Here is a 13,012-nt window from a genome sequence, read left to right as displayed (position 1 = left end):
CATGATCAAATTAGAAAATGTATACAAGCATTTTTACACCAAGAAGTTAAAAACGACTGCACTGAACAACGTGTCTTTACAGGTCGAAAAAGGCGAATTTTTGGCTATTACAGGCAAGTCGGGCTCTGGTAAATCAACGCTACTCAATGCGATAGGTCTTTTTTCAAGTATTGATGAGGGTCTCATAGAGCTAAACGGCACAAGCGTTACCGGCATATCCCAAAAAAAGAAGCTCACATACCGTCGTGAACACTTAGGGTATGTATTCCAGTCATTCAATTTAATTCCAGATTTAAGCGTGATCGAAAACGTGATGCTGCCCCTTAAATTTAGGGGGATAGGACTAAAAGAGCGCACAGCTGTAGCGGAGCAAGAATTAGACAAGCTGTCTCTGTCATCACGGCGCGACCACTATCCAAGCCAACTCTCAGGCGGACAGCAACAACGCGTTGCCATCGCCAGAACCATGGCATGTCAGCCCAGTATCATTTTGGCCGATGAGCCAACAGGTAACTTGGATGAAAAAACAGGACAAACAGTACTCGATATTTTACACCATGCAAATACCGCCTGCGACGCCACCATCGTCATGGTAACGCACAGCGATAAAGCGGCTAGCATGGCCAATCGGCAAGTAAAAATGGTTCAAGGTGAACTGATTAGTTAGGGAGAATGCATCATGCTCGGAGATATTTCCGTCAAAGTAATAGAAGAACCCGTTAATCCCGTCAATCAGCTAGAATTAACGGATTACCAATACTCTCGTTTAGCGTCACAATTGATAGGGGAAATCCCGGATAGTGATATGCTTGATGAGGAGGAGCTTACGCTATTTAGACGTGAGAAGGACGCCTATTTCGAAGCCAAGCCACTCAACGCAAGCAAGGTGGTGGTGGTACTAAAAGCCACACGACTGTGCAATCTCAGGTGTACTTATTGCCACTCATGGGCTGAGGGACCAAACCAAACGGTCAAATTTGAAAACCTCATTTCCATTGTAAAGCGCATCTTGGCTATTCCCAATGTCTCACGAGTCGAATTTGTATGGCATGGCGGCGAAGTCACTCTGTTGCGTCCTGCGTTTTTCAAAAAGCTGATCTGGCTTCAAGAGCAGTTTAAACGCAAAGATCACTTTATCACCAACACCATGCAATCAAATGCGGTGAATATCTCAAAAGAATGGCTCACCTTTTTACAAGGTATTGGCATGGCCGTAGGGATTAGCTTTGACGGGGTACCTGAGATCAACGATACCCGTCGGCTTGATGTCCGAGGGCGCCCGACTAGCTTGAAAGTTGCAGAAGGGATCAAACGCTTGCAGCAGTATGGGATCCCCTATGGCGCGCTGATAGTCGTTGATAGAGATGTGTACAATGTAAGTCCGCAGCGGTTGCTCAGTTACCTCGCATCGATTGAGCTCAATGACATTGAGTTTTTAAACATTGTCCCCGATAACCGCGCACAGCCCGGTGATGACATTGGCGATGCTTATATTAGCTACAAAGAGTATATCGAGTTTTTAAGTCGAGTTTATACCGTTTGGCACGCCCAATATCGCGGAATTATTCAGATCCGCATGTTCGAAAACTTTATGGATGTATTAGCAGACAGAAGCAAACAACTCTCTGCCTGTTATTGGGCTGGCAACTGCTCACAAGAGATCATTACCATAGAGCCAAACGGAGATGTGTCGCCCTGTGATAAATATGTTGGCGACATTGGTAGTATTTATGGATCATTACTGGATTCAGATTTAGCCACGCTGCTAGCCAACTCGAAACATAACCAAACCTCAGTACAAGAAGAAGTCGAGTCACACTCTCGTATGCATGAATGTAAGTGGTTTTCAATTTGTAATGGCGGGTGCCCTCATGATCGCGTCATCAATGCACGGCATGTAGAAGACTACGACGATAAATGTTGTGGCACAGGCAAATTATTAAAAGTCATTGAAGAGTCGATTTAAACATATGCTATTCAATGTAGAAGGGGCCGTTTATCAAAAACTGAAGTCGTTATGTGCCAAACGCTACTGGGCAATATCGTGTATTGTTATGCTAAACGTGCTTGTCGTTTGCAGCTCATTTGGGATTGCTTATACCGTTGAGCTGCTGTTTAAACAAGAGGTCACTGCAACCACACTAAACCAATTTGTTGCCATCATTTTGCTTCTGTTACTGACCTTTGTAGCGAGCAATGCCCTGAGACAAAAACTCGTATTTGATGTCAAAGAAATGATGAGCACCAAGTTGATGAGCTTTGCCATTGGCCGGTTAATGTATAATCAACAGCAACTCTTCGACCAAACAGCACCATCTAAATTGTATTCTAATGTCGATTACGACATCAAAGCCATTAATGTTTATGTCCACTTTGTTTTGAGTATTCTAATACAAGCATCTGCCACCTTGCTGTGTGGATTTATCTATTTGCTTGTCACCAATATATATATGACCTTAATTTCCATCGTTGCCGTGCCTGTAGTGATCTTAATGATCTTTCGTATCAGCCAAAAAGTCTCACAAGCCAATAGTCATAAACGCAACATGGTCTCTATGCTCAATGCCGCCATCATTGAATCTCTCAGTGGTATCCAATCTATCAAAGTGCACAAAATGGAAGGGTTACTCTCCAGGCAAATAGAGTCAAAAGCAAGTGACGTCTACCGCGCGACAAAAAGGCTACACTTGTTAGAGTCTATTGTCTCAGGCTTGATTATATTTGGTGGATTTTCAAGTGTTATCTTGGTGCTTTGGATAGGCGGGCATAACGTCATATCGGGGACAATGGCATCAGGTGAACTGGTCGCTTTTGTCATGGTCTTGCTTTTAATGTCATATTCATTTGCCTCGATCAGCGACATTAATACCGTTACCGCCAAAGCAAAAAGTGCAATCAAAAACTTAGAAACGTTATTGCAATGTGACTACGAATTACACGCCATCAACACAAAACCAGCCAAAGATATCAAGCATATATCACTGTATGATTTGTCGTTTAGCTATCAGAATAATAAAGACAAAGCCCTCGATGGGATCAACTACACTTTTCAGCGCAATCATATTTACTCCATTGTCGGTCGCTCTGGCTCTGGGAAAAGTACCCTGATCAAACTCATTTCCGGGCTGTATTATAACTACCAAGGCAAAATCTTTTTATCTGATGCTGAAGCAAAATCACAACAAGGCAGTCCACACAAACATGTGGCGCTGATTGAGCAAGACCCATTTTTTTTCAATGGTACAATTTGGCAAAATATTACCCTTGTCGATAACGCTAATGAGATTGATGAGCTAAAGCTTAACCGTGCTCTTGCGCTCTCACAATTTGATCGCGTTATAAAAAACAACCAGATCACAATCGACAGTAGTATCACGACCAATGCCAACAATTTATCTGGTGGCGAAAAGCAACGCCTTGCCATTGCTAGAGCACTCTACAGTGACTGTGATGTACTCATACTCGACGAAGCTACTAACTCTTTGGACAGGGCCACAGAATCAATACTGCACCAGCACCTGAGAGAAATCGCAAGGAATAAAATCGTCCTTGTCATCACACACAACTTAAACAGTATCAACCTGTCTGATCAGGTGTTAGTTATCGAAAAAGGTAAAGTTGTAGCTGCTCAGCCACCCAACCAAATCATTACCAACGAACACTTTATAAAAATCAGTGAACAGACTAAGTCATTACAAAAGGAGTGTTAATAATGGAGTCAACCCACCAAGTTGTTATCATTGGCGCAGGCCCTGCCGGCATGCAGCTCAGCTACTTTTTAAACAAAGCTGGTGTGTCTCATGTTGTGCTTGAACGCGCCGATATTCCAGGTAGCTTCTTCGCTACATACCCTGTACATCGCAAACTTATTTCAATAAATAAAGTGCATACCGGATTCGACGATAAAACCAAAAACCTGCGCTGGGATTGGAATTCATTGCTCAATGATGATGATGACTTTTCATTTAAGGACTTTGACCAAAGTTACTACCCGAGTAGTGATAAGCTGGTCGAGTATATGGCTCAATTTGCCACGCGCTATGAATTACCGATCCAATTTAATACCCATGTCGATTCAATAACAAAAGCCAATTCGCAATTTGTAATTAGCTGTCGTAGCAACAAAACTTACAACGCTAATATCTTGGTCGATGCAACCGGTATTGGTGAATTAAATGTGCCTAATATTGATGGTATCGAGCATGTGATCCCTTACACTGAAATGAGCAATGATGTATCTCAATTTAAAAATAAACGCATCTTGATCCTTGGTAAAGGAAACTCTGCTTTTGAAACGGCTGACAGCCTGATGGAAGTATCAGCCAATACGCATGTAATAAGCCCTAAAGACTTTAATTTTGCATGGGTTAGCCACTACCCTGGGCACCTGCGTTCAGTCAATCAAGGCTTTTTAGATACCTTTTTCCTCAAGCAACAAAATGCCATCCTAAACGGCACCATAGCGTCAATTAAACCGACCGATCAAGGCAAATACTTAGTTGATATGATTTTCTCAGAGGATGGAGAACGAGAGATCAACACTTACGATCATATCGTCAATTGCAGTGGCTTCAAATGCAATTTTGATCACTATAGTGCTGATTTAAAGCCTGATTTATGCTTAATGAACAAATTTCCCAAGCTCAACCATCAATGGCAAAGTACCAATATTGATAATCTGTTTTTCTGTGGCGCGAATATGCAATGTAATGATTACAAAGATTCCTCCACGCCCTTTGTACATGGTATTCGACACAATGCACAAACGCTGGCCGAAATACTAGTGAACAAGCTCCAAAATCGCACATGGCAAGCTAAGAAAATAATCACCGAAAAAACAGATTTATATGACGCCATCAGTGAGCAAATTAGACGCGCAACCACCATTTGGTTTTTATTTGGTAACGTATATGATGTCTATGCACTTGATACGAAAAATAATTTTCAGTTTTACGAAAGCATCCCCAAATTAGCCTTTGAACACGATGAGCTATTTCAAAATTTCAGTGGATATACGCTTGAATTCAGTTACAAGCTACCAAAAGATGAGAATGAAAAACCCAAGTTTTCAACACATGGCTTTTTGCATCCCATCATCATGAAATATCAAGATGGTGAATGCATTAATGAAATACACATGCTGGAAGACATTTATAGTGAATGGGAGGATTTAGATAAGCTCGATAATGGCATTAAAGAGTTTATTATATCTGGCTACTTTTCCTAATATGGAAGAGATTAAGAGGGAAGTGATTACCCACTTACCTCTTGAATTTTTTATATCTATTTCTCTATTAACATCTGTTTGGCCAGTTCGTAGGCTTTTTCAAGCTGAACATCGATGTTATCAACAATCGAATCCTGCGTTACAGGTACTAGATAATCAGGTTGAACACCCACACCTATTAATTTGCTACCATCAATTTGGTCTGAACGAGCGCCAGTATACAAATAATCGATCCCTCCATGAAATGGACCACCAAAAATCCAGTTATACATATAATCGCCATTAATTCCCATTGTGACATCACCAACAATGGGGATATTCAAGTTTTGTGCAATCATCAAAAAGTGTTCTGCTGCACTCGCATTTAAGTTTGCAGAAATCGCAACTGTTGGGACGTCGAACAGCAGCTCATTTAGTGGTAGTCCAACATGCGCGTTATAAACATAGGTATCCCCCTGATTAGGGAGTCTTTGAAGGAACTGCATATACGCACCTCCCTTAGTATCTGTATCTGAAAAGTACCCCATAAATTCGCGAGTTAAAAAGAAGTTACGTGGATATCCACGCATGTCCAGTACGATTGCTTTAGCGTTACTTAGACTTTCTTTCGCTTCATTAAACTGAGCTTCAGTTGCGATATCGTATAAATTCAGCCGGACGATCCCACCACCTAAACTTTGTACAAGTGTCCGATCCTCTGAATGCCCCTTAAGCTCCCCAATAACTTCCTTGTGTATCGTCGCAGTTGTGGTTGTAAACACGTCACCATCAGGTTTCCTAAAAACCAAGTTAACCAGATCTGGAGAACTATAATGTTGAGTTATACCAAAAGCTGCGATGACTTTATCGACATGGTTACTAGATGTAAGTGTGGATGCGGTCTGCTGAATTATCTCATTAGCCATAACGCCATCGATGGAAACGAGTTCATCACCAATCTCCACTTGCAGTGACAAGTAGTCCGTTTTGCTAGTTACGATGGCTTTACCCTCAACATATTGGACTTGTAACGGAAGCTGATAGTCTCCACTTTCCGTAAACTCTTCAGAAAAACGAACTGAAAGATGATTATCTTGAAGCTTTTTGAATTCAACATTCACAATGTTCGTAAGTTCACTTGGATTACCTAAGCACCCTTTCAACAGTGCAGAGTGACTCTCTTGCCAGTTCACTGCCACTTGCTCAAAGTAAGGCCAAAAATGGTAGATTTCAGCCCATGTATAACTTAATGCCGCCATGCATGTTGCTGGGTTTTTCATGGATGACTTTTTCATCACTCGCCAAAAAGCCTGCCCTTTTTGACTATCTTGGTTGTTTAAATATAGTGGCCAATATACTGCTTGATTATCATATACGTCGTTATAAACTATCGATTTTGGTGTGCGTATATCATTAATAAGCTCGGAAAAATTACCAGACAATATATCCCGATTATACGAGCTAAAGTTGTGCGCACCTGAAGCCGCCCACGCATGTGCAACATCATTATCTTTAACAATGGGTAATTTACTTGGCTCCGTCACTATGTAAGGCGCGATCTTTTTGAGCTGTCCAAGAGCATAAGTTAATCTGGCGTGCTCCGGCAGCGCCACCATATCATGTATGACTTCCTCAAGAAAAAACTCCCACCGAGTGCCAGAAACAGCATCACTGGGATAAAAATACCGAATACGATGCGCAAACTCGCTAAACATTAAAATATCAGGCAATGCTTGCTCAAATTGAGCTTTAGCTGCGATGTTGTTTTCAATAGATTGATCAATTACAGGGTTGGCGTACAAAGTACTGCTTGTTGCAAGTAGAATACCGGTATAAATTCTACGGTAAAGACATGAAGAGAACATAGTAACTCCTTTTTATAATGTAAGGACCTATATTCGTAACAAACAATTCAATCTGTCAACCATGTAATTACTAAATTATTATTTTAATATATTGATATTATGCATTTTTTAATATTTAAAAGTGATATCGAAAAAAGCAAAATTGACATGAATAAAGCTCCCAATAAAATAACTTTAAATAACTTTAAATAACTTTAAATAACTTATACACATAAGGATTTGCGTAAAACAACGTTAAATAGCATGGCTTTTCACCATCGTGCCAAAACAATTGGTAACTTAGACAGGAATTTTTTATCAAAAAGATAATTTGATCTTGTTTTAGCTCATAGTACAGGTATCGTATAGCAAATTTTTTAATCAAGCTTGTTTGTTGGAAGTCAAATGCGTTTATTTATGTTGTTACTTTTCTGGTTATCACTCCCAGCCTTGGCCTACCAAGTTCAACCTATGATTGTTGATCTTACTGCACATGGTAAAAAGTCGTTGGTCACTTATAGACTGCAAAACCCCAGTGAGAACACATTGCCAATTGAAATCGAAGTATATAAGCGTACCTTTGATGAAAACCAGCAAGAAGTACTTGTATCTGCAGAAGATGATTTCATCGTCCTTCCTCCACAAGTCGAGGTTGCTGCAAAAAGCTATCAAGTATTTCGCGCCAAATACCTAGGCTCTCCTGAGCTCAAAGAAACGCACTCATACCGCATCGTTTTTAAACAACTTCCTTTACCCGAGGACGATGACAAATCTGGGGTGAAAATGGTCTTTAATTTCGCCACACTGGTATTTGTCAGTCCAGAAGGGATAAATGCTCAAGCACAAAGCTCAATCCAATGTGAAAAACTTGAAGATTGTACTTTGACAATTGCCAACTCTGGGAAACGCGTTTTAGATTTGTCGACCTTTGACTATCAGTTTCATAATGGTGAAACCAATATCGAGTGGGCACAGCTTCAATCTATCACCTCAGGCCGATTTATCATGCCGGGACATAAAATGGAAGTTGACTTGCAATCTATACTTAATGAAAAGCCAAGTAAGAACGCAAAACTTATCAGCCTATTTAATCAAAAGTAATTTAGCCCATGTTTAAAATAGGCGCTTATATCCGGCCTACTCGCTTGCGAAATGTGTTAATCACACTTCTATTGTTTTGGGCTACCCGAGTTTTTTCAGCCTCATTCGAGATGGACTTTCCAGTACGGCTATATCTTGCCGAAGTGGGGCAGATTTCTGCCACCACAGACGGCTTTGAGCTAAAATCTGTCTCTGCTACCGAGTTTAAACAACAATTAAGCCCTCTACTTAGCCAAAATGTCATCATGTGGCTTACTAGCCAAGGTGAAAAAGCCATCACACCAGAAGAATTTGCGGCGCAAGGTATTGAATTAAAATTACAAGCTCAAGATCTCATCATTGATATGACACTGTCAGAAACAGCTATGGTAACTGATAGCTTATCATATGGTCGACAAACTCATTTTGAGCAACCCAAAGGCGAAGCTGATTGGGCCATGTTGAATAACCTCAATTTAAATCATGAACGTTTCAATAATCATAATGACCATAGATCACAGTTTGAGTGGCTAATGAATGCAAATATTGGTGGTGGGGATGGCTTCAACATGCGCAGTTCATTATTTTGGGAAGATGGCAGTCGCAGAGACAGCAAGGTCTACCGTGGAGAAACTGCAGTTTATTACGATCAACCAAATAAACCGCTACGCTTAACCTTAGGGGATACCAGTATAACGAGCACGGGACATTTATCTGGCGCACAACTGGCAGGATTCAGTTTCAGCAAAGCTTATTCTAAGCTGCAGCCACAACGTAGAATAACCCCAGGCAATAGCCAACAATTTGTTCTACCACGTATGGCCATATTAGAAGTCTATATTAATGACTTTTTAATCTCTCGATTGCGCCTAAATGCCGGTCGTTATGACCTCAGTGACCTTCCTCTTACTTCTGGCGAAAACAACATTCGCGTCATCGCCACTTACCCTAATGGCGAAACAGAAGAGTTTAATTTTACGACACATTATAATGCAAGATTACTAGCCAAAGGACTCAGTGACTACTCTTTTGCCATTGGTCATTTGTCGACATTTGAAGAAAGGCGTTTTGAATACGATGATGACTTGCTGGTATCAGGCACATACGAATACGGTTTAAGTGACAATTTTACCTTTGGTTTTAACGCTGCAGTGCACCCTATTGGCCATGTAATTGGCTCTTTGGCAGCTATAAACAGTCCTCTTGGTAATATTTCATTACGCTACTCGCAAAGCGAGAAAGATGGGACTTCTGGCAACATTTTCTCTGTAGAAACAGAGCACAGTGTATGGGGTCATGGTAACTTTGGCTCACCTAACTTACGCCTTGGCTACGAGATTAGTCATAACTTTACCAACACCCCTTGGCTTGAGTTTAATACTATTAATAATCGTAATCGCGCATTTGTTGATTACAGTTATTTTATCAATGAACATATGGATATTAACCTGAATGCCGCTCGCGCAGACAATGATAATAATGAGAAGACAGACATTATCACTGCCGAATTCAATGTTCGCTACGAGGATATCCGCTTTAGGCTAGGCTACAACTTTAGCGACAGTGAAGATGAACGGTTTATCTCAGATAATAAGCTTTTTCTCACCTTTACTTGGAACTATGATAGTCGCCGTTCAAACCACCGAGCACGAACCCAATATAATAGTCGTACAAAAGTCACCAGCGCCAGTTATGGCAAAACCAATTACAACTTTGTGAATGACTACGGCTATCAAGTTTTGGCTGAGCAAGGCTCAGATTTTAGACAAGAGCAAGCAGAAGCCAGCTACACAAGCTCATTTATGAGAGCTGATGTCAGTACTAGCAACTACTCCCGTTACGGCATAGGCTCCGATAGCAGTAGCAGTGTAAATCTATCCACCAGTCTCGGCATTGCCGACGGACATGTCGGTATGAGTGCAACCACGACAGCTCCCTTTGCTGTTATTACCAAACATAAAACGTTAAAAGATGCCGATGTACTCGTCAATATCGACAGAGCAGGACGAGCCCAATCAAAACCAAATAATCAAATTGGTTCACTTATTGATTTAGGTAGTGGATACAGTAAAGCACAACTCAATATTGATGTACCGAACGCGCCACTTGGCTATGACTGGGGGCCTGGGATGTATGTCAAAGTCGGAGGGGCAGCTACAGGGCACCATATTCAAATCGGTTCTGATTTATCGTATACCGTGATAGGCACATTGGTTGATCACTCAGGCACACCAATTGCAATGAAACGAGGACGTATAGTCCATGTGCACTCCAATGAAACAACGAGTTTGGATGGCGATAACATGTCTACTCAAAGCTGGGCATTCTTTACGAATAGAACAGGACGCTTTGTTGTCGAAGGCATTAGCACTGGCCATTATCGTATTGAACTAGATAAATTGAGCGGACAATTCAGTATTTCAGATGAAGCACAAAGATTTGTTAGATTAGGCACTATCTCTACACAAATTGCGCAGCCTAAAGGAGGCACACAATAATGAAAATCAAAGTCTTTTTATTAATGATTTTGAGTTTTTTGATGCTTAGTAATGAGGCGCGCGCGGACTGGTATAGCTGTTACGGCAACTTGTGGGTCACTTCTAATTCAACAGACATCATCACTGAGCACACAAATAGAGTCTCGGTTTTTTTACCGCTTAAAGTTCAAGTTTCTGAGCAACTACTAAACTGCGCAGACGAAATTTGGGTGGAAGACGTCTATTACTACTCAATGGTATTTGAAGGGCCTACCCAAGACAAGTATGCAAAATTATTTGATGCCCAATTTAAAAAAATTAAAGTCAGAAATGGTATTTGGAAATCACCATTGAATGAACGTACCACACAAATGTGGGTCCGTTTGCGCCATTACAGTTTATTCCCTGCAGGTGCCTACAACGGTGCGATTAGAGTCTCTATTGTCAAAAACAATCAAATTGTTGAAGAACAATATTTTGACATGACTTACTACTCTGAGCCGCAGGTTTCGATTTCTCTAGACAACAACAGCCAAGGCAAAGTCGCCGGCAGTCACGGCCAATATCAAATCAATCTCGGGGAGCTGAAAAGTAATATGCGCTTTTATTGGGGTATAAAAATACTCAGTAATAGCTCATACGATATCGTTTTGGACTCAGAATTCAATGGCTTGCGTCATGAAACCAACACTAATGCGCTGATTAATTACTCTGTCAGTTTTGATAACGTCAAAATGTCGTCAGCTGATCAGATTTATCGTAGCTACAACTTCAACCCAGGCGTCAAAAATAAGTGGTATGGCTTTGAGTTCATTTTGGGCAATGTCGAATTAATGCCAGCCGGTTACTATAGAGATAATTTATCATTAACCGTTTACCCAAGGTAAGCTTATGATTTAAAAGTATTTAACAAAGTTTTATGACGGAAAATACAATTCTTTCGGAATAAAATTTTATTCTTGGCACACCCTTTGCTTATAATTAGCCAGATAGGTGAGCACACCTAGAAATTAAAATTAGATATAAAAACTACTTCTGTTTTTTAAAGGGGAAAAGCCATGAAAACACTATTAAAATCACTATTCGTTGCAACTGCATTCACATCAATCTCAGCTGCTGCTGCTGTAACAAGTACAACAGGTACTGAAGCGAAATTTACTTTTGAAGGTACGATTGAGCCTATGTGTAAAACAAGTAGTGGTAGTAGCAACAGCATCACTGGTCTAAAACTTGATTCTACTCAGCAAACTCAAGAAATCGGTACTCTTGATGTTTGGTGTAATACTGGTGAAAACGCAACAACAGAATATACATCTGCAAACGGTGGTTTCTTAGTAGCAAACAATGCTCAAAGTAGTAAAATTGCATATACACTGAACATTGGTGATACATCTGGCATCGATTTACAAACAGGTACTTACAAGCATTCAAAAGCAACAGCAGCTGGTACAGGTACTTCTGGTGAGACACAAGCAACTTCGCTGAAAATCACACCACAGTCAAACGGTTTAAATGACGCAGGTACTTACTCTGATACTATTACTGTTACTGTAAGCCCGAACTAATTCAATATTGGGCGGCAAAGTTTTTATGGCTTAATCTTCACTGCCTAATATAAGATGATGGGTTAATTTTTTAAATTAGCCCATCAAGCTATAAAAATACTTGACCACACATTATTTAACTTAAATATTTTTAATATATTTAATCTATAAACCCACCCACACTTCCCTGAAAAACACATTTAAAATATAAAGCAAAGATTTTAACAAACTGAAAAACCAACCAGAATCCTAACTGAGTTAAACCTATATTAATAAAAATAAAAGTTATAATATTTAACCCTCAAGGATATAAAAGTGATAACTTAATTAAAATAAGTAATTTTAACCTGTCTATTGCTCAGCACTTCATATGCAAACGCAAATTGTAATGCCCTTTTGAACCAGTAACTTCCCTTGCTAGACAAGACTTTAACTGAATTTGACCAAACACCGAACCGCGTCTGGCGAGCCTTATCAGAGCAAAAATGCTTTTCTGAATCAGCCCAGCTTATTAACCGCTATATGGAACATAACACCCAAAAAAGTACTGCTCTACTGTGGCACCTATTTCAAATGAGCGCGATGGGTGGCAGAATCAAAAAGCGATTAAAATTGCTAAAAGCGTCGCAGCATCGGCACCTAACAGTCAGCCTTCATTTTTATGGAAGGAATATGTACTGGCAAATATTGCTTTTTTAGAGGGTGATAACAAAGCGTTATTAAAAAATAGAAACTTAATAGCAAAGCATAAAGAACACAAACCCAATGCTATGAACTTAGTAATTGTATATAAATTAATTAACAATATTAAGAAATGCTATCTAGATACATACTCAATATAAACAGAAGAAGTCAATACAG

10 protein-coding genes are annotated in these 13,012 nt (G+C 40.2%); 9 read left to right on the top strand and 1 reads right to left on the bottom strand.

The window, feature by feature from the left end:
• The first annotated feature begins 1 nt into the window (after position 1).
• The 4 genes from QNM16_RS13790 to QNM16_RS13775 are packed head-to-tail and all read left to right on the top strand — an operon-like array spanning position 2 to position 5,227.
• On the top strand, positions 2-667 hold the full coding sequence (locus QNM16_RS13790; RefSeq protein ID WP_284021230.1) for an ABC transporter ATP-binding protein: 666 nt from the start codon (positions 2-4) through the stop codon (positions 665-667).
• Positions 668-679: 12 nt separating this feature from the next.
• Positions 680-1,966: a darobactin maturation radical SAM/SPASM protein DarE gene (darE, locus tag QNM16_RS13785; RefSeq protein WP_284021026.1), complete on the top strand. Its 1,287-nt coding sequence runs from the start codon at positions 680-682 to the stop codon at positions 1,964-1,966.
• 4 nt (positions 1,967-1,970) lie between these two features.
• Positions 1,971-3,710: an ABC transporter ATP-binding protein gene (locus QNM16_RS13780; RefSeq protein ID WP_284021025.1), complete on the top strand. Its 1,740-nt coding sequence runs from the start codon at positions 1,971-1,973 to the stop codon at positions 3,708-3,710.
• A gap of 2 nt (positions 3,711-3,712) precedes the next feature.
• Positions 3,713-5,227, top strand: a complete 1,515-nt coding sequence (locus tag QNM16_RS13775) for an NAD(P)-binding domain-containing protein (protein WP_284021024.1) — start codon at positions 3,713-3,715, stop codon at positions 5,225-5,227.
• A 56-nt stretch (positions 5,228-5,283) separates the two neighbouring features.
• On the opposite strand, the gene QNM16_RS13770 is transcribed toward QNM16_RS13775, so the two are convergent.
• A complete protein-coding gene (locus QNM16_RS13770) occupies positions 5,284-7,071 on the bottom strand; it encodes a S41 family peptidase (RefSeq protein WP_284021023.1) in 1,788 nt (595 codons plus the stop codon).
• A 384-nt stretch (positions 7,072-7,455) separates the two neighbouring features.
• On the opposite strand from QNM16_RS13770, the gene QNM16_RS13765 reads away from it, so the two are divergent.
• The 5 genes from QNM16_RS13765 to QNM16_RS13745 all read left to right on the top strand — a co-directional run bounded on the left by QNM16_RS13765 (position 7,456) and on the right by QNM16_RS13745 (position 12,993).
• On the top strand, positions 7,456-8,151 hold the full coding sequence (locus QNM16_RS13765) for a fimbrial biogenesis chaperone (RefSeq protein WP_284021022.1): 696 nt from the start codon (positions 7,456-7,458) through the stop codon (positions 8,149-8,151).
• An 8-nt stretch (positions 8,152-8,159) separates the two neighbouring features.
• The gene (locus tag QNM16_RS13760) at positions 8,160-10,628 is read left to right on the top strand and encodes a fimbria/pilus outer membrane usher protein (protein WP_284021021.1); all 2,469 of its coding nucleotides are present in this window, start codon (positions 8,160-8,162) and stop codon (positions 10,626-10,628) included.
• Positions 10,628-11,494 (top strand): hypothetical protein, encoded by an 867-nt coding sequence (locus tag QNM16_RS13755; protein WP_284021020.1) that lies wholly within the window; start codon positions 10,628-10,630, stop codon positions 11,492-11,494. Before QNM16_RS13760 ends, QNM16_RS13755 begins: the two co-directional genes overlap by 1 nt.
• 171 nt (positions 11,495-11,665) lie before the next feature.
• Complete coding sequence (locus QNM16_RS13750; protein ID WP_284021019.1) at positions 11,666-12,172, top strand: hypothetical protein; 507 nt, start codon at positions 11,666-11,668, stop codon at positions 12,170-12,172.
• Between the two features lie 536 nt (positions 12,173-12,708).
• A complete protein-coding gene (locus QNM16_RS13745; RefSeq protein ID WP_284021018.1) occupies positions 12,709-12,993 on the top strand; it encodes a hypothetical protein in 285 nt (94 codons plus the stop codon).
• The last annotated feature ends 19 nt before the right edge of the window (positions 12,994-13,012 follow it).

This window comes from Pseudoalteromonas umbrosa (genome assembly GCF_030125375.1).
Taxonomy (GTDB): Bacteria; Pseudomonadota; Gammaproteobacteria; order Enterobacterales; family Alteromonadaceae; genus Pseudoalteromonas; species Pseudoalteromonas umbrosa.
The sequence above is the reverse complement of the archived record's forward strand: the minus strand, read 5'-3'. Positions and strand labels throughout refer to the sequence as shown.

What these genes read in the sequence shown, in the direction of transcription:
- QNM16_RS13770 (WP_284021023.1), bottom strand. Translation starts at nt 7,071, where the DNA reads ATGTTCTCTTCATGTCTTTACCGTAGAATTTATACCGGTATTCTACTT.
- QNM16_RS13750 (WP_284021019.1), top strand. Translation starts at nt 11,666, where the DNA reads ATGAAAACACTATTAAAATCACTATTCGTTGCAACTGCATTCACATCA.
- QNM16_RS13760 (WP_284021021.1), top strand. Translation starts at nt 8,160, where the DNA reads ATGTTTAAAATAGGCGCTTATATCCGGCCTACTCGCTTGCGAAATGTG.
- QNM16_RS13790 (WP_284021230.1), top strand. Translation starts at nt 2, where the DNA reads ATGATCAAATTAGAAAATGTATACAAGCATTTTTACACCAAGAAGTTA.
- QNM16_RS13780 (WP_284021025.1), top strand. Translation starts at nt 1,971, where the DNA reads ATGCTATTCAATGTAGAAGGGGCCGTTTATCAAAAACTGAAGTCGTTA.
- QNM16_RS13775 (WP_284021024.1), top strand. Translation starts at nt 3,713, where the DNA reads ATGGAGTCAACCCACCAAGTTGTTATCATTGGCGCAGGCCCTGCCGGC.
- QNM16_RS13765 (WP_284021022.1), top strand. Translation starts at nt 7,456, where the DNA reads ATGCGTTTATTTATGTTGTTACTTTTCTGGTTATCACTCCCAGCCTTG.
- QNM16_RS13755 (WP_284021020.1), top strand. Translation starts at nt 10,628, where the DNA reads ATGAAAATCAAAGTCTTTTTATTAATGATTTTGAGTTTTTTGATGCTT.
- darE (WP_284021026.1), top strand. Translation starts at nt 680, where the DNA reads ATGCTCGGAGATATTTCCGTCAAAGTAATAGAAGAACCCGTTAATCCC.